This is a genomic window from Pseudomonas putida NBRC 14164 (assembly GCF_000412675.1).
Lineage (GTDB): Bacteria > Pseudomonadota > Gammaproteobacteria > Pseudomonadales > Pseudomonadaceae > Aquipseudomonas > Aquipseudomonas putida.
Window position 1 is genome coordinate 3,406,389 of the sequence record NC_021505.1, and the last position, 24,877, is coordinate 3,431,265.

Annotated in this window: 23 protein-coding genes and 4 pseudogenes; 13 read left to right on the forward strand and 14 right to left on the reverse strand. The window is 57.2% G+C overall.

Translation table 11 applies throughout. The features are described 5' to 3' along the window. Positions 1-211: 211 nt before the first annotated feature. The 5 genes from PP4_RS28010 to PP4_RS15130 all read right to left on the reverse strand — a co-directional run bounded on the left by PP4_RS28010 (position 212) and on the right by PP4_RS15130 (position 5,146). Positions 212-1,468 carry a hypothetical protein gene (locus tag PP4_RS28010; RefSeq protein ID WP_016500064.1) on the reverse strand — a complete coding sequence of 419 codons (1,257 nt, stop codon included), beginning with the start codon at positions 1,466-1,468 and terminating at the stop codon, positions 212-214. A 248-nt stretch (positions 1,469-1,716) separates the two neighbouring features. After that, entirely contained in the window at positions 1,717-2,859 is a 1,143-nt protein-coding gene (locus PP4_RS28015) for an HNH endonuclease family protein (RefSeq protein WP_049824897.1), read from the reverse strand. Further along, entirely contained in the window at positions 2,838-3,503 is a 666-nt protein-coding gene (locus PP4_RS28020; RefSeq protein WP_016500066.1) for a DUF262 domain-containing protein, read from the reverse strand. The genes PP4_RS28015 and PP4_RS28020 overlap by 22 nt, the downstream gene beginning before the upstream one ends. Before the next feature lie 30 nt (positions 3,504-3,533). Further along, the gene (locus tag PP4_RS29270) at positions 3,534-3,674 is read right to left on the reverse strand and encodes a hypothetical protein (protein WP_016500067.1); all 141 of its coding nucleotides are present in this window, start codon (positions 3,672-3,674) and stop codon (positions 3,534-3,536) included. Next, positions 3,674-5,146: a DUF262 domain-containing protein gene (locus PP4_RS15130; protein ID WP_016500068.1), complete on the reverse strand. Its 1,473-nt coding sequence runs from the start codon at positions 5,144-5,146 to the stop codon at positions 3,674-3,676. Before PP4_RS15130 ends, PP4_RS29270 begins: the two co-directional genes overlap by 1 nt. 198 nt (positions 5,147-5,344) lie before the next feature. Here PP4_RS15130 and PP4_RS28025 point away from each other — a divergent pair. From PP4_RS28025 to PP4_RS28030, 4 genes and pseudogenes are all read left to right on the forward strand, one after another. After that, positions 5,345-5,748, forward strand: a pseudogene (locus tag PP4_RS28025) (type II toxin-antitoxin system YhaV family toxin). 510 nt (positions 5,749-6,258) lie between these two features. Next, positions 6,259-6,816, forward strand: a complete 558-nt coding sequence (locus tag PP4_RS15135) for a hypothetical protein (protein WP_172488780.1) — start codon at positions 6,259-6,261, stop codon at positions 6,814-6,816. Between the two features lie 2 nt (positions 6,817-6,818). After that, on the forward strand, positions 6,819-7,487 hold the full coding sequence (locus tag PP4_RS15140; protein ID WP_016500070.1) for a hypothetical protein: 669 nt from the start codon (positions 6,819-6,821) through the stop codon (positions 7,485-7,487). A gap of 129 nt (positions 7,488-7,616) precedes the next feature. Further along, a pseudogene (locus PP4_RS28030) lies at positions 7,617-7,842 on the forward strand (transposase); the annotation flags it as partial. 294 nt (positions 7,843-8,136) lie between these two features. On the opposite strand, the gene PP4_RS15150 reads toward PP4_RS28030, so the two are convergent. The 3 genes from PP4_RS15150 to PP4_RS29550 form a co-directional block, all read right to left on the reverse strand. Next, entirely contained in the window at positions 8,137-9,021 is an 885-nt protein-coding gene (locus PP4_RS15150) for a type I restriction enzyme HsdR N-terminal domain-containing protein (RefSeq protein ID WP_016500072.1), read from the reverse strand. 322 nt (positions 9,022-9,343) lie between these two features. Continuing rightward, entirely contained in the window at positions 9,344-12,094 is a 2,751-nt protein-coding gene (locus PP4_RS15155) for a DEAD/DEAH box helicase (protein WP_016500073.1), read from the reverse strand. Continuing rightward, a complete protein-coding gene (locus PP4_RS29550; RefSeq protein WP_016500074.1) occupies positions 12,094-12,273 on the reverse strand; it encodes a hypothetical protein in 180 nt (59 codons plus the stop codon). The genes PP4_RS15155 and PP4_RS29550 overlap by 1 nt, the downstream gene beginning before the upstream one ends. A gap of 751 nt (positions 12,274-13,024) precedes the next feature. Here PP4_RS29550 and PP4_RS15165 point away from each other — a divergent pair. Both PP4_RS15165 and PP4_RS15170 read left to right on the forward strand, forming a co-directional pair. Beyond that, on the forward strand, positions 13,025-13,603 hold the full coding sequence (locus PP4_RS15165; protein ID WP_003253953.1) for an NAD(P)H-dependent oxidoreductase: 579 nt from the start codon (positions 13,025-13,027) through the stop codon (positions 13,601-13,603). A gap of 166 nt (positions 13,604-13,769) precedes the next feature. After that, positions 13,770-14,153 (forward strand): MerR family transcriptional regulator, encoded by a 384-nt coding sequence (locus PP4_RS15170; protein WP_003253954.1) that lies wholly within the window; start codon positions 13,770-13,772, stop codon positions 14,151-14,153. 69 nt (positions 14,154-14,222) lie between these two features. On the opposite strand, the pseudogene PP4_RS15175 reads toward PP4_RS15170, so the two are convergent. Further along, positions 14,223-14,702, reverse strand: a pseudogene (locus PP4_RS15175) (MMPL family transporter); the annotation flags it as partial. Between the two features lie 39 nt (positions 14,703-14,741). Continuing rightward, a complete protein-coding gene (locus tag PP4_RS15180; protein ID WP_016500076.1) occupies positions 14,742-15,494 on the reverse strand; it encodes an SDR family NAD(P)-dependent oxidoreductase in 753 nt (250 codons plus the stop codon). 109 nt (positions 15,495-15,603) lie between these two features. Here PP4_RS15180 and PP4_RS15185 point away from each other — a divergent pair, with 109 nt between their 5' ends. From PP4_RS15185 to PP4_RS15195, 4 genes and pseudogenes are all read left to right on the forward strand, one after another. Continuing rightward, positions 15,604-16,521, forward strand: a complete 918-nt coding sequence (locus PP4_RS15185) for a LysR family transcriptional regulator (RefSeq protein ID WP_016500077.1) — start codon at positions 15,604-15,606, stop codon at positions 16,519-16,521. A gap of 6 nt (positions 16,522-16,527) precedes the next feature. After that, positions 16,528-16,650, forward strand: a pseudogene (locus PP4_RS29715) (peptidoglycan-binding domain-containing protein); the annotation flags it as partial. A gap of 194 nt (positions 16,651-16,844) precedes the next feature. Further along, complete coding sequence (locus tag PP4_RS15190) at positions 16,845-17,162, forward strand: type II toxin-antitoxin system PrlF family antitoxin (protein WP_016500078.1); 318 nt, start codon at positions 16,845-16,847, stop codon at positions 17,160-17,162. Then, on the forward strand, positions 17,162-17,623 hold the full coding sequence (locus PP4_RS15195) for a type II toxin-antitoxin system YhaV family toxin (RefSeq protein WP_016500079.1): 462 nt from the start codon (positions 17,162-17,164) through the stop codon (positions 17,621-17,623). Before PP4_RS15190 ends, PP4_RS15195 begins: the two co-directional genes overlap by 1 nt. A 514-nt stretch (positions 17,624-18,137) precedes the next feature. Here PP4_RS15195 and PP4_RS15200 read toward each other — a convergent pair. Further along, on the reverse strand, positions 18,138-18,662 hold the full coding sequence (locus tag PP4_RS15200; protein ID WP_041168057.1) for a cupin domain-containing protein: 525 nt from the start codon (positions 18,660-18,662) through the stop codon (positions 18,138-18,140). A gap of 146 nt (positions 18,663-18,808) precedes the next feature. Here PP4_RS15200 and PP4_RS15205 point away from each other — a divergent pair, with 146 nt between their 5' ends. From PP4_RS15205 to PP4_RS15215, 3 genes are all read left to right on the forward strand, one after another. Beyond that, positions 18,809-20,596 (forward strand): thiamine pyrophosphate-requiring protein, encoded by a 1,788-nt coding sequence (locus tag PP4_RS15205; protein ID WP_016500082.1) that lies wholly within the window; start codon positions 18,809-18,811, stop codon positions 20,594-20,596. 145 nt (positions 20,597-20,741) lie between these two features. Then, a complete protein-coding gene (locus tag PP4_RS15210) occupies positions 20,742-21,557 on the forward strand; it encodes an alpha/beta fold hydrolase (RefSeq protein ID WP_016500083.1) in 816 nt (271 codons plus the stop codon). Then, the gene (locus PP4_RS15215; protein WP_016500084.1) at positions 21,547-22,728 is read left to right on the forward strand and encodes a PAS domain-containing sensor histidine kinase; all 1,182 of its coding nucleotides are present in this window, start codon (positions 21,547-21,549) and stop codon (positions 22,726-22,728) included. The genes PP4_RS15210 and PP4_RS15215 overlap by 11 nt, the downstream gene beginning before the upstream one ends. A gap of 127 nt (positions 22,729-22,855) precedes the next feature. Here the strand turns inward: PP4_RS15215 and PP4_RS15220 are convergent, their stop codons facing one another. From PP4_RS15220 to PP4_RS15230, 3 genes are read right to left on the reverse strand one after another with little or no spacing between them, the layout of a single operon-like run. After that, on the reverse strand, positions 22,856-23,662 hold the full coding sequence (locus PP4_RS15220; RefSeq protein ID WP_016500085.1) for a DUF3618 domain-containing protein: 807 nt from the start codon (positions 23,660-23,662) through the stop codon (positions 22,856-22,858). After that, the gene (locus tag PP4_RS15225; protein WP_016500086.1) at positions 23,659-24,087 is read right to left on the reverse strand and encodes a phage holin family protein; all 429 of its coding nucleotides are present in this window, start codon (positions 24,085-24,087) and stop codon (positions 23,659-23,661) included. Before PP4_RS15225 ends, PP4_RS15220 begins: the two co-directional genes overlap by 4 nt. Further along, positions 24,087-24,683 (reverse strand): hypothetical protein, encoded by a 597-nt coding sequence (locus PP4_RS15230; RefSeq protein WP_016500087.1) that lies wholly within the window; start codon positions 24,681-24,683, stop codon positions 24,087-24,089. Before PP4_RS15230 ends, PP4_RS15225 begins: the two co-directional genes overlap by 1 nt. Between the last annotated feature and the right edge of the window lie 194 nt (positions 24,684-24,877).

Sequence of the window (24,877 nt, forward strand, 5' to 3'; positions counted from 1 at the left end):
AATTCTTTTTTGTACAGAGTCATTCCATGGAAAAATAAGCGGAAAAAACTGCGCTGTATTGAACCGATGCAACGACAAAAAAAACACTGCGATGCTTCGCCGCTGGGCTGGTTATGAGTGATCACTACTGGCTCCGCCGTACTTAACCTAGGCCTGTTTACATGCGCCGGGAATCACACGATAGTTAAGCCAGCGCCAGTCAAACCATCACTTACCGTTTTGCCAGTTGCAGTAGGCGACGCCGATCTGCCGCTAGAATTCTCTGCACATTATCCAGGCTTCTTTGATCCGCTCGTTTATTAAAGGCTTCCTCCTGCAAGCTTTCAGAAAAAGCCACCATCCGCTTGTGCCCGATCAACCCCGCCAGCCAGCCGGTCAACTCATTATTAAAGAAGGGGTATGCACGATTTGAACCGAGATGAACCGCCACTGCGCGCAGCTCAGTCAGACAAATGACATCCGCGAGATCCTGATCAAAGGTGATCAATCGATCCAGGCAGAAATCTACACCCTTCAAGTCTTTAGGATTTGACAGCGACTCCATGATTCTGAGCATGTACAAATCCCAGGCGCAGTTATTGATGATCCGAAGAGGTTCTTCCTTGTCCAAGACCGAGTTCAGTTTCTTCGAGAGCGTCGTTTTTTTTGTGTGGAAGAGGATGTCGGCGCAAACAATCAGTTCGCGTAGCATGAAGATTTGCAACTCATCGTGTATGAAGTTGAGCAACGCCTCCATCTTCGCTTCCGGTGATGCCTTGACGCTGCTTTCTAAAATCCTGGCCCGCAAAATCATGCACTCCGCAGCCGCGGCTTGCTGAGCTAAGGCGACGCCCAAACCGCCCTCCAAGCTACGCGAAAATCCTTCAATCCAATCCTCGGCGAACGCCTCGGCTTGTTCTTGATATAAGCTGCGATACCGTTCCCCCCAACCCTTACTCAGTGGGGAATTATCAAGCGACAGTGCGTGCACTGCGGCAATCGTTTCTTTGCAGAACTGGCGGGTTTCAGGCGACCACTTTTTCTGCGCCTCACACAGATAGATGTAAGAATTCAATCTAGCTAGATCATCTACGGAAAACGTCCGATGCAGATCAGCACGCACTGCATCGAGCTCAGGAGAAATACGCTCCGCATATGACAGCTTTCGAATATAGCTGGCCGCATTCGAATCCAAAAAAAGCGAACCGCCCAATGTGTATTTCACTTGCGTCTTGGACAAGACAAAGGCTTTGTCCAGAATCCAGACGGACTTGCCGCGCAACATGGTCGAGACAAACCCTTTCTTGGAGAACTGCTCCCGCACCAAGCTAAACGGCCCACCCGACTCAGCTGCCGCATACATGACCCGCCAATCGCCTAGCAGCTCGATTCTCTCCTGAAAGCGCTCCAACGCATCCTTTGGATTATTTGCAGAACACACGTAATGCAATGCCCGCTGGACTTCATACTCAGCGTATTCATTCACCATCAACCCACTCCCCCCCTCGAAATTCTATTCGGTCCATCGCCATAAAGGCGCATTAAAATCACTCCCCCTCCATAGAAAATCGCCTGCACTAATTTTCCATCATGGAATAGCCGCTTGGTGTGCCTAGTCCAAATGTTTTTTTGGCGATCCCTGAGAGTCAGTGACTGAGTTCCACTCATAGGCCGTTGCGGTGCATCCGTTTGCAACCCTCAAGAACATCATCGTTACCAGCATCCACTACTTCGGGCTCAGCCGCGGTAGTGCGCTTCTATAAGCGCCAGCATCGCGTCAATATGGTCATTGATCTGAGTGTGACCCCAGTCGTCTCCATTGCCCAGTACATGGAACATGTGGGCCAGTTTCAAGGAGTCGTACTTCGGTTTGACGCGGAAGGCCGCCTGCTTCTTGATCACCGCCAGATTGCTGTACGACGAGTTCTCCCCCGGGCTGAGCAGTACCAGATTGCCAAAGCCGTGCAGTAGGTGGTCGTCCAATGTGCTGCCGAATTCTTCGTTCTGAGGGTGCACATGCTCGACCGAGTTCTTCGATGTGATCCGGTACGAGTGCAGTCGTCCCGAGTGCAACCAATCGAACGAGCGCCGCTCCCGCCAAAGAATATATTCCAGCTTCTGGAACCAGTAGTGCTCGAAGCTCGTGCCGTGGTGCTCCTTCAGATAGACGATCTTGTCCTTGATTGGCAAGGGCTCGGCGGTGTCGCTGGAGAGTAGTTTATAACTCGCCTCCTTCTGAGTCATTTCCGTGAGAGAAAGCTGGTTGTCGATGTTTTCCAGCAATTTCAACACCTGCTGTTCACCTATGCCGGGCGTTTTTATCAGCTTGCCCAAGAAGGGTGTCAGCCAGTACTGGGCGCTGCGCTCGCCGGTGAAGTAACGCACACTTTGTAACTGGCTCATGTCGGACGTCTCGATATGCGTGCGCCATTCCGAAATGGCGCGCCTGCGTGGGCTGAGCGAACTCAGGCGCAAGGTCCGCTCATCGTCCTCGCCCAGGCGCACCCACTTGACTACCCAACGGTCGAACTGAAAGCGCACGCTCCACAGGCATTCCATGAATTTCTTGGCTTGCGCTGCGCTGGCAGTTTCAACAAAGCGCGAGAAGCAGGCGTTGAGGTTACCGTCGTTTACACGAAAACCGATGTCTTCAGCCCCCTGGGCGTGGCGGTAGATCCGGTAGGCGTGCATCAGCAACAGGCCAAAATTGACGATTGATTGATAGCGCGCCTCATCCTTGCCCCCGGTTTCGTCCATTTGCTCGGCCTGGATTCTCATCGACGAGATTTCGTCGATAGACCGGCCTCTGGTGTGACCAGCAGCAGGACGATCCAGAGAGAAGATATCGAAGGAGTGGCTCAGCAGGTCATTGATGCCCACCAGGTTCCAGCGGACATCGGCGAATACATCACGCAGGTTCCTCCGAAGTAGTTGCCCATGTCCTCGCAGGCCTGCCAGATACCTTCATACGTAGTGCGGTGATGATTGATCCGCGACATCAAGCGAGCCTTGAGGATATCCGTCTGCTCAAGCTGAACGCCGCTGGTGTTGAGCGTGGCAAACAGCTTGTTCAGGTCCATGCCAGCCGGCATAACGTTGTTGACCCACGTTACCTGGTTGAACAGGTAGTCGCCCACCCGCTCCAAGGCCTGCTCACCTCCGGTGGCGCGCAACCGTTTGAGGCGATCACTGGCAACCTTGCGCGCGGCGCTCAGATGCACCAGATAAGGATTGGCAGCATCCTCCTTGTCCAGCGACTTTTCCTCGGTCAAGCCCGCCCAGGCACTCAACCGGGCCTGGACTTCGTCGCGGATATTGAAGGTGAGGCGCGGAACATCGCCAAGCACCACCAGCGATCGCAGCGGCGAGCCGGTTTTCAACGCACAGAAGGCAAGCGCCAGGATCATTAGGGTGGTCATTCGTTGCTGACCATCGATGAGTTCGTAAGTCATGCTTGCGGCAGGATTGGCGCTGGATGGCACAACGCTGCTCAGCACCGTCCCGATGAAGTAATGAGCCTGCACCGGCTGGCCGTCCGTGTCCGATTCGCTGGCCTAGATGATCTGCTCGAGCAGTTCTTCCACGGCATCGCCGGGCCAGACGTAGGGGCGCTGGTAGCAGGGAATGGCCAGCGATATGCCCTGCGCGCACAGCGTGGCGGCAGATTGGACATGGGACTGAACTTGGGCGTTCATTACTTGCCTCCTTGGCAGGCGAGTCTATCGCAGCTGATGCGTTCGATGGCACTGCGCAACTGCGCGTCATATTCACCAGCCACCCGCTGCGGGTCAGGCCAGCGCAGATGCAGGTTGAGCGTCGAGTCTACCGACTCCACGAAGCGCTTCTTGATGCTGCTCTTGTCCAGTTGTTCAGCACTGACCGTATAGGTGTAGTCACGTAAGTAATTCAACAGCTCTTCGTGGGTGTGGGCACTGGCAATCCAGTCCAGCAACGAGTTGTCCCTAAGATGCGCCTGCACGCCATCTTCCCGGACGCTGACGTCCTTGATCAGGCGATAGGAGAAGATCATCCGGAACATCCACAGGCTGGCTTCAAGCAAACGGGAAGTCCCGAACTGGCTGGCGTACATCAGCAGCGCACAATCAAAAGCACGGCTGAGAAACACGCTGCCGCACGCGTCATGGACCAAGCGCTTGTAGTAGTAGGAAAACGTGGGTTTCTTGGCCGTCTTGTCGACCTCGAGCAAGGTCTTGCGCAAGCCTTGGAAGTAGGTCACAACACGCATGGTATTGACCCCGGTGCCCAGAGGCTGGCGCATGGCATAGCCCGGCTGGACAACCTGTGTTTCCTTGCCCCAGGCATCACGGTGAACTTGCAGAGACCGATAAGCGATGTCGCCGATACCGGGGAGCGTGCGTTCGGCAAGCTCAGTGACGATCTGCTTGCGCTCTTGCAGCGGATCCCGATCACTGGCGACGTTGCGCCAACACAAACTTTGCCAGTGCCGAGACTTCATGAAGGACGCGACCAACGGCTTGAGGTCGCCGAGCGACTCCCAGGTCCGGGCGAAATCGTCTTGCATTGCGGCGGCAACACTGCGCAGGTGATAAGCCTTGACGATGTCGGCGCCGCCCAGGCGCACGCCCGAGGTGTTCTGGGTTTCGAAGAAGCGGTAGGCGTCGTCCTCACGTCGAGTCACGACCAGGGTCACGTTGATACGGGTGAAGTCGATCCGCGGCAGGCGTTGCTGCTCCAGCCAACGAAGATTCAACTGGATGCGTCGGTGGCTCTCCGGCGCGTTGAACTTCAGCTCAGGCGAGCCCTTCTCGCCGTGCTGAAGGTAATGCAACAAGGCCAGGCTGGTGATTCGCTGCTGTCCGTCGATGATATTGAGCAGACCGCGCTGGCGTCCGTCGCCCCCTTCCTGGTGCAAAATGATGCTACCCAGGTAGAAATCATGCGTAGGCGCATCGCTGCTAAAGAAGCTGCGCAAATCGTCGAGCAGCCGCCCAAGTTGCTCCTCGCTCCAGCGGTAGGGACGCTGATACTCCGGCAGATGCAGCCGGCCGAAGATGACCCCTCCGTCGCTGCAGGGGATGCGCTTGCCATTGAACACGTTGTCGAGGCTCGTGGAGGCGACAGCAATGCCCTGCACGTCCAATGGCAATTGCGGGGCAAGCGGCCGTTCACTCACGGCTTGGTTCATACGACAGTCCTTGTACTGGATCCGGCGGCCAGCGTCCCCGGAGAGAACGATTAAAGGACGCGATAATGGCACACGGCCATTTCATTCAAAAGCGCTATCAGAGCAGCTGCGCGGTCCAGCTCCGCACCGGGTGGGAACAGAGTTCATGTGAGGCTTGGCTAGATATGCCTGAGCGATTTGGCCCTTGGTCTACGGTTTATGGGCGGTATAGCCGCCGCTCGAGCCGAGCAGAACGACCCGCACGGTTTTGAAAGCAACGCCAACGTGAAGCTGTTTCGGGCACTGAGCCATCTGATCATGAAGCTGTACCAGCCGACCCGGGCCGTGATGAATTTCGCCGAGGCAACACGCTGGGCACCGCCTACCGACATTGGCGGCGGGCAAAAATCGGTAGGCGCTTTCGGCTGTTCTTTCGCTACGATTCAAGGTCCAAGGTCATCGTCTATGCATGGGTCAACGACGAAAATGCCCTGTGGTCCACAGGTAGCAAATCCGATCCCTACGCCGTATTCGAGAAGATGCTGGGCCGCGGTAGGCCTCCTGATGACTGGGATGCACTGACTGCTGCGACGCGTAGCGACTGGGGCGAGCCCAGAGCGTAAACGGCACGCTTTGGTGAGTGATAGCACGTTCAACACCGCCCCTCAGTGCGTCCACTATCGTCCGCTCGGAACCACCGCAAAAAGGGGTACTTCTGGGGGTTCAAATTGAATTTCTCACTCGTAACTTGTTGATTAGCATGGTTGCCCAAATGTTCTTTGGCGACCCTGACAGTCTTTAGGAACTTCGCGCATGCTTGTTAGCTGATCATTTCTGCCTTTTTCTAGCCTCGAATAGCCATTTACTTCCAGCTAATTGCTACATTTGGGGCAAATTTGAGGGCATTGTTTGGATGGTTTGAAAAGAATGTCCCCAGCCTGAGGCCAAGCAGGCTATTGATGAGGGTGAATGGACTGAAGAAGATATGGGCCCTCAGCCCTACCCCGTATCAATGGCCGAGTCGTAGTGAGCGCGCCACTAGCCGCACTGAACAAATGCGCGCGAATGTAAAAAAATATGACGGCATAATGCCTCGTCAATGCCCCCTCCTCCGCCCCATGCAAGGAATGCCGGTGAAACGCATCCAACGAGATTTCGTAACCCTCTTCAACTGCCTCTGGTATCGCGACTTTCCCGTGACAGAGGAGCACTCCATGGCCAACCCTGCCAACTGGACTATTCATATCGGCCTGGTGGTCAGGCAATGCGCGACCCTGCTCGGCGCTCGCGCACTGTTCGAGCAAGGCGGCCGTACCGATGCAGTCATACGTTTTCCGGAACAAACCCTGGCCTATGTGGAATGGGAATGGAAACGCGCCCATACCGATATTAATGAGTTCGAAAAGCTGCTGAAACGCGCCGATGATGCAGTGTTTCAGACCTTCATCGGCTACACCAGGGTCAATGAACTGCAGATGGCGCTGGAGCGCATACACGGCGTATGGGAACACGCGGACAAGCCATTGCTGGTATTTCTCGTGACCTATGAATGGCACGGGCGCAGTCGCTATTTCAAGGAACTGAAAACCTACGAATTCGCCAGGGGCCGCTACAAGCACGTTCGCAGCCAGCCAGCATTGCCCTGGCTGGTCAACCGCAAGACCTACAACAACGTCGGCGAGGATGCTTGAAGGTGAACAACGTCCAAGCCCTGAAGCTGGTCGATGCGGTGTTCGCCGACATTCTACTGGCACGCTCTGCCGATGATTTTTCGGCCATCGTCTCCCAGCGCCCCGACCTTCATGTCAATCGACTGGACCGTAAGGACTACCCGGAACTGCGGCTCTCGATCAACAGCGATGAGATTGCCACCCTGGTAGCCGACGGGCTGCTGACCGACGAGGGCGAGCTCCACCCCCGAATCAGCGCCAGGACGCTGTCACCGCTGGAAAAGCTGCTCTATTCCGTCGCCTGGAAGAACGGCGACCTGCCGAAGGTGACGCACATCGTCGAAGGAGTGCGCGGCGTCCATGCCGACACTGCACGGAAAAACGGCCCAGGACAGGTGTTCCACCAGTTTGGCCGCCACCTTGCCGACAAGCGCGAGCCCATCATCGACCAGCATGTCCTGCGTGCTTTCCTGCTATGGCGCGCCGATCGCAACGACGAAAAAAAGATGGACTCCATCCGCCGGATCACGTTGCTCAACAACCAGGTCTCTGGGATCAACGATTACAAGAGCTGGCTGAAAACCGAATGCTTCGACCCGCAACTGAAAGAGTCAGCGGATTACCTGATGCACATCGACAGCACGCTGTTCGCCCTAGGCAAAACCATCAAGCTGGGCAAGTGCGCCGGATGATCTCCGTTCCGTGGTCATGAAGCGGGGTGCGGATCAACACCTCGTGCATTACTGCTGAAACACCTCGATTCGGTGGTCGCGCAGGTAGTCCGCCATCCCGCCTAGCACTATTGGCAAATGGGTATCTTTATGACTAACAGCAACGGCAAGGGTGGCGGCGAAGTGCTTGGTCAAGAGCGGCGCCGGCGCTGGAGCCCCGAGCAGAAGCTGCCATGGTGCGCAAGAGCCTGGAGCCTGGGCAGAGCGTCTCGGTAGCCGCCAGGCGCAACGGTATCAATGCCAACCAGCTTTTCCTGTGGAGCAAGCTGTACCAGGAGGCAGCTTGTCGGCAGTCAGCGCCGGTGAAGCCGTCCTTTAGGCCTCTGAGCTGAACTATGCGCTAAAGCAAATCCTTAAGCTGCGGCCGTCTGTGCTGGCTATCTACCTACTCATGCCACGGTCAGTCTTGCCCAAGCAGGTAGGGCAATTCCGCATCAGCGCCACATCATGCAGAAGAAAGCGCCCGTACCGGGCGCTCGACGTGGCTGTTTGTCAACAACCAACGGTCTACAACGACCATACCTCCGAAAACTGCGTGGACTGCCGGACATTTTCCTCTAATTCAATACCACACCGAAGAGGTCAGTTGCGTCACCAGCAACAGAACACGTCAAATAAAATTATTTACAATGAGAGGCATAAAAATCTCATCTGAATTTTCTTCTAGCTTCTCACCAACACGACAATCCACAGTTGTATATATCGACGCATTTATAAACCTGACGCAAGACCTTCCTTCGGATTTTCGCTCAAGGAGAGTTTTCATTGCGTCTGCGGGCAATTTAGCTTTCAACTGTGCAAGGGCGCTCAGCCCGAAATCTAGCGAAACAACATAGCTGTCACCACCAGGCAACGTAGTACTACTTCCGGTTGTGAACATATTGCCATCAAGCTGGGCAATGAAACTTATGGGAACATCTGGGAAGATTAGATGCTCGACCTTATGAAAGCCAAGCCTCTTGAGATGTAGACCAAGGTCCTTTGCTAACTTAAACTCATAATTCAATGAGTTTTCTGGACCCAAAATCCTCTTCAGCTCATCTAGATACTGAGGCAACAGAGCCATTGCAAAATGCAATATAGGGTCCGGCTTACTTACATTAAAAAGCACAAACTCCCGGCCATTACACAATGCGAACATTGGCACACGAATCTCACTATGAATAGCATAAGAATAAGCCTGTTCAACGTGAGCCCCTGAAGTGATATTTTCGCCCGGCGCCTTTGCTTCAAGAAGCCATGAATACCTACCACTTACTTCAAAAAGGTAATCTGGGATACAGGTAATCTTTTTTCGAGAGCTACCAATCGATACGAACGGATGAACAAGCGGCTTACTGCGAACAATTTTATATGGCTTACTAGCTGAGTACCCTAGGCACCTCAATATAGGAAGAATAATTTCCTCCCTAACAGAGTCCTCCTTGAAATCTGGATCATCAAGCTCCTCCAATTTAAAATCTTTGATCGGATTAAAACTCTCCTCAATTCTCATCGAGCCTCCAAATTTCAGCCATTACAAAATAGTCATAATTCAGACATTTAATGGAGCGCAGAGAGCCGAATGACGAAGCTTTTGTCGTCAACCCCTACCCTTACTTTCAAAAAACACCATCAAATAATTTATTCTAACTGGCAATTTCGCCATACGTCCTTTGCCACCTAAACCAATTATTCTCTCGAGTGTTTAGCCGCATCGATCTCATCGAACCCGGATAGCAAGCGCACATACAGGCTTGAACTCCATAGCCTTCTTTAACTCCCCAGATTGCAATTGACGTGAAGCCTCTCCACTGCAAGACGGTAGCAACCTTACTTTAACCATTGGTGATAACTCTCACATCCGAGCCGGATACGCTCTTAATGTACGAGTAACTGGTGCCGAGCACAGCTAGCTGATCAGCGGAGATTTTGGCTGCCGATATGGCTGGTTGGACGATCACAAAACGGAAAATCATCTCGTGATCGTGGCACTTATTGCGCAGCAGCTCTAAATCGACGGGTTCGCCCTTGAGGATCCTGTCAAACCCTTTTGACAACGAGTACTGATAGCGCTCCAGCAATCGGTTAAAGAACTTTTCTTCGGTGTGCAGCCACTTCACGGAGCGTGATGCCTGACCGCAGACCTCGTAGACGTCGGACACTCGGGCGCCCGGTTGATCCGCGCCAGAACAGTACTTGCAGTGGTACAGGTCGACAAAGATGGCATCCTTGCTTTCCTTGATCGCCACCAAATCGGCGATCTCGCCGGCGCCATCATCGTTGAAAATGAACGTGTAATCGTTCTCGATTTTGCTATAAGTGAACCCCTGAACTGTGTCCGGGTTGCGTTCCGCCCTCATCGACTCGCTGTGGATCTGGGTCGTGCCCCAGTCCCACGGTTCGATCAAGGCGACCGGCAGCTTTAGGTCCAAACTGTTGGGGGAGTAGTAGCGGTAGTTGCCTTCGACCATCGAACCATCGACGGCCAGTAGTACAAGCGGGTTGCTATCCAGGTACTGCTCGAACGAGCTCTCTTCAGCGGAGACGATCTTGACCCCTGGGCAGGAAAATTTGTAGGCGTCATCCAACAGTCGGATCGTGATATCCGGTAATTGACGCGCCGTACCATCGACTGTCGTTGCGCTGATGGGCACTTGCATGGTCAATGCATCTACTCGCTGGGGCTTGCCCAATTCCACATCCAGCAAGTTGAACACCTCAGCCACGTACGCCAGCGAAATCTTCTGCTCATTTTCAATCAAGATCGACGCCGGCCAATCGGCATAGAACAACCCCGTCGGCCACGCCCCCTCAATCTTTTCCGAGCGAATTACATCCTTGAGTATTTCGGACGGGTTGATCGTCGCGTCGTTGAGCTTGTGCGAGGCACGCTTGCACCACTCGATCCAGTCGTTGATGCTGGAAGCGTTCATCTCCCAGATCTTGCCCTTGTGCGAACAGCCAACGGTAGTGCGCTGGCCATCTTCGTAGCCGGTGGCGAAGATGTTGGACTTTCTCGCCGTGCCGTTCTCGATTTCACTGATGACGGTATTAATGTCGCGCCCAACATGCATGGTAAAACGCAGATCCTTGCGCATGCGCGAAAGGCCCACGTTTTGCAGCTTCATGAGTTTAATGCCGTGTAGGGTGCGGAAGGTCGACTCGCCGCTGATGCGCCGGGAATCCTTGGCGATCAGGCTCAGGAAACGGTTCGCTTGCGACTCATCCCCGGAAGAATGGACGAACAGCGTCTTGTCGGACTCATGGTAGTACGCCAGGCAGAGGATCCAGTTGGTGTCCATGATCGTCGACGTCTGCGCCCAGCCGACGGGCATTTCGCGCCGCGTCACCATGATGATGGTGTCGGCCTCGTCGTTGATGGACAGGAGCTGCAGCGGCTCTTTCTTCTGCGAGAAGTGCTTGGCCTTCTCAGGTCGCCAGTCGTCAAGCTCCACGTGGTAGGCGACCGCACTGATCTTGGGGTTGGGGTTCAAGCCGAAAATGTCCTCGGCATCGGCATCCTCAGGAAACTGTTCGGTGAATGTCTCCTTTTCGATCTCGCGGGCGATTTTGTCCTGGCTGACATCGCGAATCACCGCACTCCAGTCGGCACTTTCCTTGTACAGCACCGCCATCTGGTAATCGACTTTCTGGTTGGCGATATTGGAGACGAACTTGGCGTCACCGAGCGTATCATCGACTCGTGTTAGACGACCGATAAACTGCAGAGTAACGGCGGGACTGCGGTGCTGGTCGTGGATGGCCGCAATCTTCAGCTCCGGCAAGTCGAAGCCTTCGCCCAGCATGTCCACACAGACGATGATCTTGTATTTCTTCTCGACGATTTCACCCAGTAGCCTAGCCCGGTTCGGCACTTTGCTGTGGATAAGGATGGGCGAAAGATCCTCATGCTGCTTATACAGCTCAAACAGTGCGGCGGCACGTTTTTGCGACCGGGCACGTACCATCAGCAGGTGGTTGAACCCCTGCGCGCGGTCGTTTCGCAACAGCTCGACCGCCTTGTCAGCCACCACCTGGTCGGCCAGTTCCAGGTTGTACTCGCGCACCGGATGGAACTCGATCGCCTTGAAGTAGCCATCGATCTGGGCATCCTTCAGCGGGTAGTTGTAGATGATCTTGCCATCCAACGGCTGGTTATCCTCCCGGAACGGAGTGGCGGTGAATTGCAGGCAGGGCTTGTCTTTGAACGCAGTTTTCACCCTGTCCCAGGTCAGGGCGGCCACATGATGCGCTTCATCGATGATCAGGTGACTACACAACGCCGCCAAGGCCTCCAAGGCCGGTTGGTCGAAACGCTGTAGCGCTTGCGGCGTGGCGACGATCACATTGGCATCAGCCAGCTGTTGGACCTCGTCAGCGGCCAGACCTGAGCCGATAGCCCGCACCACCGGGTTGAGTGCGGTAGCCGAAACGGCGCCGATCTCCCGCAACTTCTTCAGTTCATGGCATTTGTCGGCCAGTTGGGAACGCAACGCGTCAGAGGGCACCAGCACAAGGGTCCTCGCCAATCGCCCGGCGACCAGCAACCCGAGCATGGTGTCGGTTTTGCCAGTGCCGGTCGGCATTACGATTGTTGCGGTCGTGGGGGGGCCATCACCAAGTGCCCCAGGGCGGCATACAGCGCAGCCAGTTGCGGCTTGCGCAAACCCGGCGTCTGGGTTTCCCGCACATCCAGATTGAAATTGAACAGATGCTGCTGCCAACTGCGATAGACGTCTGCGTACTTCCCTGCTTCAACGACCATTACGGGTACCCGATTGGAGGATGAGGATTAGCCTGCCTAGCTAATGGCTACATGCTACCAGCGAAGAGCTGGCGTGGTGTAGGCCTGCCAGACACCAATCCCCTGCCCTAGCTAACCAATCATCCGGCTATCCCTTATGCATCCCAGCCTGCAGTACACTGAAAGCCATCAACGACCACCTTGCTCCGCTTCAGAAATCGCCAATGCTGATCGTCTGCGCACCCGTCGCGACTGGGGGCAAAATTGGGGGCACAGCGTCAAAACTCCATCCTGAAACTACCGCCCTAGAGCCAAGTAAAAATGTTCTTCGGCGACCCTGACAGTCTCTAACCCACTTTCGACGGTCGGATTGGTTTTTTGCTAGATCACTTCGTAGCGATTGCGGGTTGACCTCTTCCACCCAGGTCGGCATGCCCCCTGCGTGATCGCGACCCGTCAGTGTTGGTGATGCCGGTCGAGCATGCCTTGACAGGGCTCGCCCCCCCTGACGTTCAACGACACCCTCAGCCACGCTTATGTCGCCGTCAACGCCAACAGTGCCCTCGCCGTCTATCTTGAGCCGCAAGCCCTTCAAGCCGGTTGGAGCTTGCAAGTGCGAGTGCGGGCTCAACGCACATTGCGTTTCTGCGCCCGCTCTTCGACGGTTTGCCGAGCGCTGCTGGACTGTTTGTCTCTACCACTGACCGGCAAGGCTTGACTCTACCGTAAGGGGCAGACTTTACCCTTGGCACTTCATTACCTGGAGTTTGTCATGAAGCGCAAACGCATGCTTGTAATCCTCGGCCACCCTTCGAACGACAGCTTTTGCGGCGCTGTGTCCGAACGTTATGTCGAGGCTGCCACGCAAGCAGGCCATGAGGTGCGCCTGCTACGCCTGGACACCCTGGATTTCGATCCGGTCTTGCACGATGGCTATAACCAGATCCAGTTGCTTGAGCCCGATTTGATCAACGCACAGAACGACATTACCTGGGCCGAACACCTGACATTGGTGTACCCGATCTGGTGGGGCGGCATTCCGGCGTTGCTCAAGGGGTTCTTCGACCGCGTGTTTCTGCCCGGCTTTGCCTTCAAGTACCGCAAGGGCTCGCCCTTCCCGGATAAGCTGCTCAAGGGCCGCACGGCTCACCTTTTGGTGACCATGGACACGCCGCCGTGGTACTACCGGTGGGTGTATCGCATGCCGGGCCTGCACCAAATGCGCAAGACCACCCTGGAGTTCTGCGGCATAAAACCCCTGAAAACCCTGACCTTCGGTCCGGTATTGGGCTCCAAGCCGGAACAGCGTGAAGCCTGGCTCAAGCAAGTCCAGGCAGTCGCCAGCCGTTGATCGGCCCCGGTCGGGCCGTGCCCCTGCGCTGCCCAGCCGGGCCTCCCTGCTGTGACACCTTGTCCAACTTGGCTTCCCACACCCTGACGCTTGTGCAAAGATGTCGCGCGCCTGTACGAGCACGCGACATCTTTTCGCTTCTGATGCGTCATAAAAAGGGATTTTCATGTACATCGGCAAAGCTGCCCAGCTGTCGGGCACCACCGTCAAAAGCATTCGACATTACGAAGAAATCGGCCTGTTGCCCCCCCCGCAACGCGAAGGCAAGTACCGCATCTACAGCCAGCAAAGCGTAGAACTGCTGACCTTCATCAAATGCGCTCAGCAACTCGGTTTCAAGCTCAAGGAAATGCAGGCCATTCTGCAGGATCATCGCGGCCAGGAGTTGCCCTGGGATCTGGCCATGCAGGCTATAGATAACAAAAAGCAGGAATTGATGGGGCAAATCCAGGCCTTGCAGCAAGTGCATGACGGCTTGGTTGAGTTTGAGCTGAGCCTCAAAGATGCTCAGATGCAATGCCAGTTCGAACACCTGGAAAAAGCCCGCTGAATCCGCTCCTCCGCCCCTGAACGGCCATGGCGCCCCGTGCCGTTTTCAGCACGCAGGCGCCCCGGCGATTTAGCCTGGCACAGCCCCACCCCGCGGCTGCTCGCCCTCTTGCACTGCTGGCTGCGGCACAATCGAGGCAAAGAACCACGGCGAAATCAGCGTGACCAACAAAATGGTCATGAAGCCGCTGGATGACAGCGCCAGTATCACCAACACACCCAGGTCGATGACGGGTTTGTAGGCGGAGAACAGCAGCGCGACAAAGCCCATCGAGAAGATCACGACGTTGACCACCGTCGAGCGCCCGACGCCCTGCATGGCCGCCAGGATGGCCTCGTCGATCTCGATGCCCTTCTGCACCAGCATCTTGATCCGTGACAGCAGGTGAACGGCGTAATCCACGACGCCCACCACCAGGAACGTCACCAGTGTGGTACCGATGTTCAGCTCGATATCCAACAGGTACATGCTGCCGTACACCGTCACCGACGTGGTCAGCAACGTCAGCATGCCGAGGATGCCCAGGCGGACTGACTTGAGCCAGAACAATTGTCAAAGTAGGCGACTTCACTGCGCCGCTTTTGGCCATCAAACCTGAGCTTGGCCGCCGTCAACGAACAATTCGATACCATTGACGAAGCTCGCGTCATCCGATGCCAGGAACAGCGCGGCACTGGCGATTTCTTCCGCCTCACCGACACGACCCATTGGAATCAGCGAAGCCAGGTAGTCGAGCAAACCTTGTTGCTGTGCAGCATCTGGCCCCGCGAGGTCGACCAGGCCTGGGGTACGTGTTGCACCTGGGCTGATGGTGTTGACCCGTACCTGGCGGTCTTTCAAATCCAGAATCCAGTTGCGAGCGAAAGCACGTACGGCTGCTTTGGAAGCGGCGTAAACACTGAACGCGGCAGTGCCGGAGGTGCCCGCAGTAGAGCCGGTGAGGATCACCGAGGCTTTGGGGGCCAGCAAGGGCAGGGCTTTTTGTACGGTGAACAGGACGCCTTTGACGTTGCGGTCGAAGGTGTCATCGAAGTGCTGCTCAGTGATTTCCCCCAGGGGCAGCATCGAACCACCGCCGGCGTTAGCGAAGAGCACATCAATGCGGCCATGCGCGGAGCCAATCTGACTGTAGAGCGCGTCCAGTTGGTCGAGTTTGGTGGAGTCGACTTGCACGCCGGTGGCGTTCCCGACAGCGGCCACTGCCGCATCGAGTTCGATCTGGCGGCGACCGGTGATGTACACGTGGGCGCCTTCTTCAGCGAAGCGTTTGGCAGTGGCGAGGCCGATGCCAGTTGTGCCGCCGGTGACCAATGCGATTTTGCCTTCGAGCTTGCCAGTCATGGTGTTTCTCCCGTTACGTTAAGTAAGTTGCTGCGGTGTGGGAGAAGCTTATCGACGGCATCTATTTTTCAAAATAGAATTGCCTGAAATCTATCGTTGCAGAAATGAAATGAGCAAACTTCCGGATTTCGAAGGGTTGGCCATGTTTGCCAAGGTGGCTGAAGAGGGATCGTTCGCTGCGGCATCTCGGGTTATGGGGGTTTCCGTGCCCACGGTATCTCGAGCGGTTGCGCGCCTTGAAGAGCGGCTGGGTGGACGCTTGTTCAACCGCACCTCACGCCAGTTGGCGCTTACAGAGTTTGGCGCGAGCATGGCCGCCAAGGCCGGCGACATTTATCGGCAGGCCGAGGAAGTTGAAAGTGAGGCCCAGGAACTGTCGGTGCAGCCACGAGGCCAGGTAAGACTCGCGGTACCGATGTCGTTCGGTTTGCGCTGGGTAGCGCCACTCATTCCTCAACTGATGCGCATGTACCCAGAGCTGTCGATAGACCTGCACCTGTCCGATGCGTCCGTAGACCTGATCGCCGAGGGCTTTGATGCGGCACTGCGCATTGCCGTGCTGCCTGACTCGTCTCTAGTCGCGCGTCGACTCTGTGCCGTCACCCAATACCTTGTGGCTTCACCTGCCTATCTAAGCGCACACGGATACCCGAGCCATCCACGTGAATTAGCCGCACGACCCTGCTTGAGCTATGCGTACCGCGCGCGCAGCCAGGTGTGGCGATTCACCCACGTGGACGGTACCGAAGAAGATGTGGTGCCTACCGGCCAACTTCGTGTCACTAACTCAGATGCCTTATTGCCAGCTTTGCTCGAGGGGCTGGCCATTGCCGAGCTTCCGGAGTTTATCGCCAGCGAATACCTGGCCGACGGCCGACTGATCGCATTGTTGCCGGAGTGGAGCATGATGCGTGGTGGTCTCTATTTCGTGACACCCTCGGCGCGTACTCGCCCTGTGAAGATCAAGGCACTCTCAGACTTCTTCTTCGAGCAGCTGTCAGAACCATCATGGCGCTGGCCTCGATAACCGGCCAACGAGCAGAAAAGCAACTTGGTCACCTGTGTGCAAACCGCGCTGATAGTGCGCCACTATCAACAAGGCCCTATTGATGGAGTGATGGGCAAGGCGACACGTTGTGCCTTGATGGCCTTTCAAAGGGCACAGATGGAACATGTGCGCCAGAAAAGCGCCCGCCAACACCGCAGCCTGCGATCGTGTCCACGGAGGTGTAATTCATCCTACGGAGCTAATGAGCATTTGACCCACCTATGCGCGATCAGCCAGGAAGTCGAAATTGACCGCGTAAGGATTATTCCTTACCATTCAATCAAGCATCCGGGAGAACGCTCATGCCTGCTATCCACGAAATCGCCACGTTGACCTCGAAGGGCCAGGTCACACTGCCCAAATCCGTTCGCCAGCTACTGGGCCTTGACACAGGTGGCAAGATCGCATTCGACGTGCGCGGCGGTGAAATCGTGGTCAGCCGCGTTGAAACCATCCATGAAGACCCTGCCATCGGTGCATTCCTGGGTTTGCTGGAGGCTGATATCCGTAGCGGCCGTAACCTCACGACTCTGCAGGAAGACTTGGCGCAAACCATGCTCGCCAACGCAAACCACTCCGTGAACCTGGACGAAGAGATCGATGGTGAGGTCGCGATCTGATGCTGCGACATGGCTGGACACTGTTGTTCCATGAAGGTGTGACTTTACAGCTACGCAAGTTACAAGAAGCCGCCGCCCGAGCCGAGCAGAACGACCCGCAAGGGTTTGAGAGCAATGCCAACGTAAAGCTGTTTCGGGCATTGAGCCATCTGATCATGGAGGCTGTGCCTGCCGACCCAGGCCGTGATGAGTTCCGCCAAGGCAACACGCTGGGCACCGCCTACCGACATTGGCGGCGGGCAAAGATCGGTAGGCGCTTTCGGCTGTTCTTTCGCTACGACTCAAGATCCAAGGTCATCGTCTATGCATGGGTCAACGACGAAAATACCCTCCGGTCTGCAGGCAGCAAATCCGATCCCTACGCCGTATTCGAGAAGATGCTGGGCCGCGGTAACCCTCCTGATGACTGGGATACGCTAATTTCTGCAACGCGTAGCGGCTGGGACGAGCCCAACGCATAAGCTGCGCGACGGGGTGATGGATTACACGTTTGACACCGCCTTCCGTCGCTCAGCAGGCACCCTCCCGCGAGCGGCTGGCCGAACAGTAGGTGAACAACCCTGAAAGGAGTTTCACCATGACACCCACAAAACCCTCTACGTTTGTGCTTACCCTGTGCCTGGGCTTGACTGCACCACTTGCCCTGGCTGCCACAGACCTGAACGATCAGCGCGCCCCGGGCGTGCAACCGCACGACAATGGTCAAATGAACGGCCAAGGCGGTGCCACGGGCTCAGGTACACCAGGCGATGGCATGGGTACGGGTAATGGCGGTACTGATGATAATGGGACGGACAACACGGGCGGAGACGGTACCAACAGTGGTTCGGGCACCGGGGGTAATGGCTCTGGTGGCAGCGGTACAGGCTCGGGCAGTGGTAGCGGAGGCTCATCGGGTAGTGGATCCGGCGCAGGTTCCGGCAGTTAGGTGAAATGGCCGATGGCAATGGACCACTCGGCCTGACTGCAGCGCACTCAGCGCCAATGCGTCATCAACGCACCCCGCATGCCGCCGACCGGATCTTGCTGAGGTAGCGGTACTTTGGCGATGCGCGCGACGGCACGCGGGTGCGCTGCGCTGTCGGGACGCTGGATGTCGTAGTTTTCCTGCCCGTAGGGATAGGCGCCGACCACCAGAAACTCATCGCTGCACTCGATGCAGCGATGGCCCGTACCAGCTGGCAGCACCAGCACATCGCCCCGCTCCACGCTAACGCTCTGCCCTGATTCCCCGCCAAGCGTCAACCGCGCCTGCCCACAGGCAATGCCCAGCGCCTCATGAGCGTTAGGGTGAAAGTGGTGATAATCGAAGATTCCGTCGCGCCACAGCGGGGTCCATTGGTGAGCCGCAAACAGCGCTTCGAATGCGCTGGCATTGTCCCCCGACGGATCGAGCTTCAACCGGTAGAACAGCACGGGAAAACGGCTGTTCGGCGTGGCGCCGTCGTCTTCAAAATACAAGGCCTGCACGCTGGCATCTTCGGTATTCATGAGCGTCATGATGCGCACCCTGGCGGTCATCGGTTCACCTTCGAACCCGTCGGCTGTTGCGAGGTTCCAGCCGGCAGACGGGTGAACATACCGTTGAAACTTTCCCGACACCTGCCAAGTCCAGACACCTATCGATGACAGAACGGGAGCAGGCAATGACCGGCACGGTAGGCGACTTTCTGGTGGAACGTTTGTATCAATGGGGAGTACGGCGCATCTTCGGTTACCCCGGCGACGGCATCAACGGGGTGTTCGGCGCGCTGAGCCGGGCCAAGGGCAAGATTGAATTCATCCAGGCCCGCCATGAGGAAATGGCCGCCTTCATGGCCAGCGCACATGCCAAGTTTACCGGCGAACTCGGTGTTTGCATGGCCACCTCCGGCCCGGGCGCCTCGCACCTGCTCACTGGCCTGTACGACGCACGCATGGACCACCAGCCGGTACTGGCCATTGTCGGTCAACAGGCCCGTGCGGCACTGGGCGGGCACTACCAGCAGGAGCTGGACCTGCTGTCGATGTTCAAGGACGTGGCCGGTGCGTTCGTCCAGCAGGCATCGACACCGGAGCAGGTGCGCCACCTGCTCGACCGTGCGGTGCGCACGGCCGTCGGCGAGCGCCGCGTTACCGCCATCATCCTGCCCAATGATCTGCAGGACCTGCCCTACAACGAACCGCCGAGGGCTCACGGTACGGTGCATTCCGGCATCGGCTACAGCAAGCCCAGGGTGTTGCCGTTCGACGAAGACCTGCAGCGCGCCGCCGATGTACTCAACGCCGGGCAAAAGGTGGCGGTACTGGTAGGTGCCGGCGCACTGCAGGCAACAGAGCAGGTGATAGCAATTGCCGAAATACTCGGCGCCGGGGTGGCCAAAGCGCTGTTGGGCAAGGCTGTGTTGCCGGACGACCTCCCGTGGGTCACCGGGTCGATCGGCCTGCTTGGCACCGAACCCAGTTATCAGCTGATGACCGAGTGCGACACCTTGCTGATGATTGGCTCCGGCTTTCCCTATTCCGAGTTTCTGCCCAAGGAAGGCCAGGCGCGCGGCGTGCAGATAGACCTGCAACCCGACATGCTCAGCCTGCGCTACCCGATGGAGGTCAACCTGGTCGGCGACGCCAGCGAAACACTGCGCACATTGTTGCCATTGCTTGAGCACAAGACAGACCGGCGCTGGCGCGACAAGGTGGAGACCTGGCGTGCGCAGTGGGACAAGACCGTGGCCAAGCGCGCACTGGTCAAGGCTGACCCGATCAACCCGCAACGCGTGGTCCATGAGCTGTCCCCTCGCCTGCCCGACCACGCCATCATCACCAGCGATTCCGGCTCCTGTGCCAACTGGTTTGCCCGCGACCTGCAGATTCGCCAGGGTATGCAGTGTTCACTGTCCGGCGGCCTGGCTTGCATGGGCGCAGCCGTGCCCTATGCCATTGCAGCCAAATTCGCCCACCCGCAACGGGCAGTGGTTGCTTTGGTGGGCGATGGGGCGATGCAGATGAACAACCTCGCCGAACTGATCACCGTGGCCAAGTACTGGCAGCAGTGGGACAACCCACAATGGATCTGTGCCGTGTTCAACAATGAAGACCTCAACCAGGTCACTTGGGAGCAACGGGTGATGGAGGGCGACCCCAAGTTCGAAGCTTCGCAGTCGATCCCTGACGTGCCCTACCATTTGTTCGCCATTTCCATTGGCCTGCAAGGTATCTACGTAGATCGCGAAGAGGACGTTGCCGCTGCGTGGGAGCGCGCGCTGGCTGCTGATCGGCCAGTCCTCATCGAGTTCAAGACCGACCCGAACGTGCCGCCCCTGCCACCCCACATCAAGCTGGAGCAGGCGAAGAAGTTTGCCACTACCTTGCTCAAGGGCGACCCCGACCAGGCGGGCATCATCGTGCAGACAGCCAAGCAGGTGCTCAGCTCGGTGCTGCCTGGCAAGAAGTGATAGCCACCTCTGCTGTTCGCCTGCAACGGGCTCCTGCCCTGCCAGGCGTGTCAGCAGAGGCACTCGACATCTTGCCCTTTCGATAGTCCGAGCGGCACTATTCTCCCCTGCGCCAAAACGTCTTGGCTGATCGGAGAAGTGATACATGGACATTCAGCGCCGGAACAACGTTCAAGTCCATGGCGAAGGCACTTCGACACTGGTGTTCTCTCATGGCTTCGGCTGCGATCAGACCATGTGGCACTATCTGTTCCAGCACTTCACCAGCCGTTTCCGCGTAGTGCTATATGACCTGGTCGGCGCAGGCGGATCGGATCTGGATGCATATGAGAGCGCAAAATACGGTTCGCTGGCTGGGTACGCACGAGACCTTAACGATGTCATAGATCACTTCGGGCGCGGCCCGGTGATTGTTGTCGGTCACTCGGTGAGTGCAATGATCGGCGCACTGGCCGACCGTCTTCACCCGGACCGCATCGCCGCGCACGTCATGGTAGGGCCCTCTCCTTGCTATATCGATTGCGAGGGTTACGTGGGAGGTTTCACGCTCGAAGACATCCACTCGCTGCTCCACACCCTGGACAGCAACTACCTGGGATGGTCCAGTGCAATGGCACCTGCCATCATGGGTTCACCAGGGCAGCCAGCACTAGGCGATGAACTTACCAACAGCTTCTGCCGCACAGAACCGGAGATCGCCAAGCAATTTGCACGCGTGACCTTTTTATCCGATAACCGCGAAGACATCGCCGGCCTGGATACTCCAACGCTCATTCTGCAATCTTCCGATGACCTGATCGCTCCTCTGGAAGTGGGCCGGTACATGCATGCGACCTTGCCCAACAGTGTTTTCCATCTCGTAGACAACGTGGGCCATTGCCCGCACATGAGCGCACCAGCAGCCTGTGCCGAAGCAATGGACGATTTCCTCAAGCCCTGGGTAGGCGAAAATGTCGATTGATCAGCCTCTGCTGCCCGAATTCGAAGATCTTTTCGACAGTGCCCCCTGTGGCCTGGTTGTCACCGACGAAGACGGCACCATTCTGCGCAGTAACCGGATTTTCAGCATCTGGATCGGCATCAGCCAGGAGGATCTTGCCCAGCGGCGGTTTCAGGATCTGCTGACTATGGGTGGAAGGATCTTTCATCAGACCCACTGGGCTCCCCTGATGCGCATGCAGGGTTCGGTCGCGGAGGTGAAACTTGAGCTCAAAAACGCCAGTGGGCACACCGTCACCACGCTGCTCAATGGCGTGAGGCGCGAGCATGTCAATGGCGTTTATTACGAACTGGCGCTGTTCGGGACAACTGATCGGGACAAGTATGAACGCGAGATTCTGGAAGCGCGCCGGCGTGCCGAACAGCTGTTATGGGAAAAAACAACCACAGAGGCCGCTTTGCAGCAGGCAAAAGTGGAGCTTGATCTGGCCTATGAAAAATCCCTGCAGCGGGCTTTTTTTGCGGAACAAATGGTCGCTATCGCAAGCCATGACCTCAAGAACCCCCTCACCGCCATCAAGATGGCGGCAGACTTGCTGGCCCGAGGCGAACGTACACCCAGAGATACAGAATTACTTGGCCACATCAGTCAATCCTCCGAGCGCGCTCAACGTATGATCGCGGATCTCCTGGATTTTGCATTGGCCAGGGTAGGCCGTGGAATCGGCATTACCCGAAGGCAGGTTGATCTGCACCTGGTCATTGAGCGAAGCGTGAAGGAGCTACGCGTTGCCTTCCCGCAGGCAAAACTGATCCACAAGCAGGAAGGCGCAGGTATGGCAGAGGTCGACGCTGACAGGATGCATCAGATCATCGGGAACCTGGTGGCCAACAGCGTGGCTTACGGGGATCCTGGCCACCCCATCACGGTCACTTCTACCGTGCAGGGTGAGACGGCCATGCTCTCGGTGCATAACGAGGGTACAGCCATACCCGAATCTTCGTTAGGTAACCTCTTTGAGCCAATGACCAGAGTGAGCGAGCTGGACACTGACCTGAGAAGCGTAGGTCTTGGCCTTTTCATTGTTCGGGAAATAGCCAGGGCCCATGGCGGCGATGTGGCAGTGAGTTCCACGAACGAAACGGGTACATCATTCTGTGTGAGTTTCACCCGTACCGGTACCGCCGGGTGATAGCGCTGGCGGCGCCCGAGCCCAATTGCTGCCAGCGGCAAGCCGGTCCTGCCCCTGCTTGGCGGTGAGGGCCATCCTCGTGAGGGACGGCCCCACCCATGGAGCTGCCTGTGAACATCCATCAGGCTCAAGGCGTGAAGCCAAGCCCTTCAGAAAGGTCGGTGCCTTCCGGTTTGCCCCCTGCCCGCGCCGATGCGTTGCCACCCGCCTGATCCATCGATTCTTCGACCGACGTCTTCAACTCGCTACCCTTGGTCTTGAGCGCGTCGGTCAACCGGTCACTACTGGCGCCCATCAGTTCATCTTCCTTGCGGGTACTGGGCAACGCCGCCCCCAATGCCGCGCCCAGCGCTATCCCCAAGGCGGCCAATACCAGCGGTTGCTCGTGGAGCATCTGATCGAACTGCCCTTTCAGCGCCGTGGTCTGGTCTGCGACCTTGTGCGCTGAGTGACGTAGGTTATCCGCGGAAGCACCCATCGAGTCCCGCACATTGCTGCCAAGCTCACCTGCCCGGTCACGCACATCATGGGCTTTCATGTGCACCGCGTGGCTGGCATCGTGCACCGCCTCCCCTGCATGGGCAAAGGCATCCTTCACCGTGTCCACTGCGTCTGCAATCTTCTCACCCAACCCAGGCCCCTGATGCGCGGGCCCGGGGTTGAAGGGGCGGTTCTGGTTCAAGCCCAGCCAGGCCAGGCCCAGTACGGTGAGGGTAGCGGGTACGGGGTTGTTCTTGAGCGTGGTGCCAAGGTTCTGGAAGAATTCACCGCCATTGCCCTTTGCATAGGCCAATAGCCGATCGACCATCTGGCCAGGGCTCAGGCGCTGTTCGAGGGCATCCACCAGATCGCTGATGTGCTCGCGCCTGGCGTTGATTTCCTGCTCGAGCAGGTCCGGGTCTGTGTGCGCGTCATGTTCGAAGGAAGTGGTCATGGCAGTTTCCTCTTCAACGTGTCCTTGTCCTGTTGCATGGCATGCAAGGTGCGATCAGGTGCCAGATGCGCGGGCTCGAACTGTTTCTTGCCCGAGTGCAGCATGATGAAACCGATCACCACGGTAATTGCGCCGACGATCAACGCAGCCAACCAGGGCTCGACCACCATTGCCAGGGCATAGACTGCCGCCAGCAAGAGGATGATGAAACCCGCCAGAATCACCACAGCACCCGCTGCAACGGCCGCCGTCCCGGCTTTCAGGGTAGCCAGGTTGTGCTGTAGCTCGGCCTTTGCCAACGCCAGTTCCTTGGTGAACAGCTCCGGTACTTCCCGCATCAGCTGACGCAGCAGGCCACCGACACCGACCGCATCTTCGTCCGCCGAGCGTAATCCCGGGGTGGTTTGCAAGGGGTCCTTGTTCATCATTCACCTCCTTTGAGTGGATGACGCTCGAACGGGCTACCACTGACCGGCGTACCGGCGCCTGCCCCGATCGGGTCGATGGGGGTGTAAGGTTTGCGGGTGGATACGTCGCTACCGCGATCCGGCGTCACAGGCTGCGCAGGCCGCGGGTGGCGCCAATCGTCCGATGACGCGGCGGGAGCCTGACCATGAGTGGCGCTGGCCCGCATGAACCGCGACACGGCAAAGCCAAGTGCGACGCTACCTGCCAAAAACAGCGCCGGGTTGCTCCGTGCCAGCTGGGCACCGCGTTGCAGCAGGCTCTCGGCGTTTTCATGGCGCAGCTGCGCGGCCAAGTCGCCCACGCACCCTGCTGCATGGCTCAGGTACTGCGATAACCCGAAGGTGTCGTTTTCTTGCAGTGCTTGCGCGGCTGAGCGTGCGCCCTGCTCCAGCGAATCAAGCTGATCGGCTGCGGTATCGCGGTAGTGCTCGAATTGCTCGCTGCCCTTCTGCCTGGCTTCACCTAGCAGCGCACCGGCCTCTTCGGTGATGGCCTGCGCGTGCTCCTGAGTGCTGCCAGGTGAAGACGTCGAGCCTTGATCGGTCTTGTCCATCGTTACGCCCTCGTAACTGAGTAATGAGCGAATGCCGTCATTACCGGGCATTCATTCGGAGGACGCAGGCGGGACGGCGGTAGTTCAGCGTGTGTGATCTATGACGTTTACCTGGCGGTCAAGATGAAACGGCACGATCAACCGCAGGCACTGAACCCGGGGCCGAGGCTTGGACCGCAATGGTAATCAGCGTG

What these genes read in the sequence shown, in the direction of transcription:
- PP4_RS15170 (WP_003253954.1), top strand. Translation starts at nt 13,770, where the DNA reads ATGTACATCGGCAAAGCTGCCCAGCTGTCGGGCACCACCGTCAAAAGC.
- PP4_RS15215 (WP_016500084.1), top strand. Translation starts at nt 21,547, where the DNA reads ATGTCGATTGATCAGCCTCTGCTGCCCGAATTCGAAGATCTTTTCGAC.
- PP4_RS15190 (WP_016500078.1), top strand. Translation starts at nt 16,845, where the DNA reads ATGCCTGCTATCCACGAAATCGCCACGTTGACCTCGAAGGGCCAGGTC.
- PP4_RS15225 (WP_016500086.1), bottom strand. Translation starts at nt 24,087, where the DNA reads ATGAACAAGGACCCCTTGCAAACCACCCCGGGATTACGCTCGGCGGAC.
- PP4_RS15155 (WP_016500073.1), bottom strand. Translation starts at nt 12,094, where the DNA reads ATGCCGACCGGCACTGGCAAAACCGACACCATGCTCGGGTTGCTGGTC.
- PP4_RS29550 (WP_016500074.1), bottom strand. Translation starts at nt 12,273, where the DNA reads ATGGTCGTTGAAGCAGGGAAGTACGCAGACGTCTATCGCAGTTGGCAG.
- PP4_RS15195 (WP_016500079.1), top strand. Translation starts at nt 17,162, where the DNA reads ATGCTGCGACATGGCTGGACACTGTTGTTCCATGAAGGTGTGACTTTA.
- PP4_RS15220 (WP_016500085.1), bottom strand. Translation starts at nt 23,662, where the DNA reads ATGACCACTTCCTTCGAACATGACGCGCACACAGACCCGGACCTGCTC.
- PP4_RS15180 (WP_016500076.1), bottom strand. Translation starts at nt 15,494, where the DNA reads ATGACTGGCAAGCTCGAAGGCAAAATCGCATTGGTCACCGGCGGCACA.
- PP4_RS15185 (WP_016500077.1), top strand. Translation starts at nt 15,604, where the DNA reads ATGAGCAAACTTCCGGATTTCGAAGGGTTGGCCATGTTTGCCAAGGTG.
- PP4_RS28010 (WP_016500064.1), bottom strand. Translation starts at nt 1,468, where the DNA reads ATGGTGAATGAATACGCTGAGTATGAAGTCCAGCGGGCATTGCATTAC.
- PP4_RS15165 (WP_003253953.1), top strand. Translation starts at nt 13,025, where the DNA reads ATGAAGCGCAAACGCATGCTTGTAATCCTCGGCCACCCTTCGAACGAC.
- PP4_RS15130 (WP_016500068.1), bottom strand. Translation starts at nt 5,146, where the DNA reads ATGAACCAAGCCGTGAGTGAACGGCCGCTTGCCCCGCAATTGCCATTG.
- PP4_RS15230 (WP_016500087.1), bottom strand. Translation starts at nt 24,683, where the DNA reads ATGGACAAGACCGATCAAGGCTCGACGTCTTCACCTGGCAGCACTCAG.
- PP4_RS15200 (WP_041168057.1), bottom strand. Translation starts at nt 18,662, where the DNA reads ATGACGCTCATGAATACCGAAGATGCCAGCGTGCAGGCCTTGTATTTT.
- PP4_RS15150 (WP_016500072.1), bottom strand. Translation starts at nt 9,021, where the DNA reads ATGAGAATTGAGGAGAGTTTTAATCCGATCAAAGATTTTAAATTGGAG.
- PP4_RS15210 (WP_016500083.1), top strand. Translation starts at nt 20,742, where the DNA reads ATGGACATTCAGCGCCGGAACAACGTTCAAGTCCATGGCGAAGGCACT.
- PP4_RS15205 (WP_016500082.1), top strand. Translation starts at nt 18,809, where the DNA reads ATGACCGGCACGGTAGGCGACTTTCTGGTGGAACGTTTGTATCAATGG.
- PP4_RS29270 (WP_016500067.1), bottom strand. Translation starts at nt 3,674, where the DNA reads ATGAACGCCCAAGTTCAGTCCCATGTCCAATCTGCCGCCACGCTGTGC.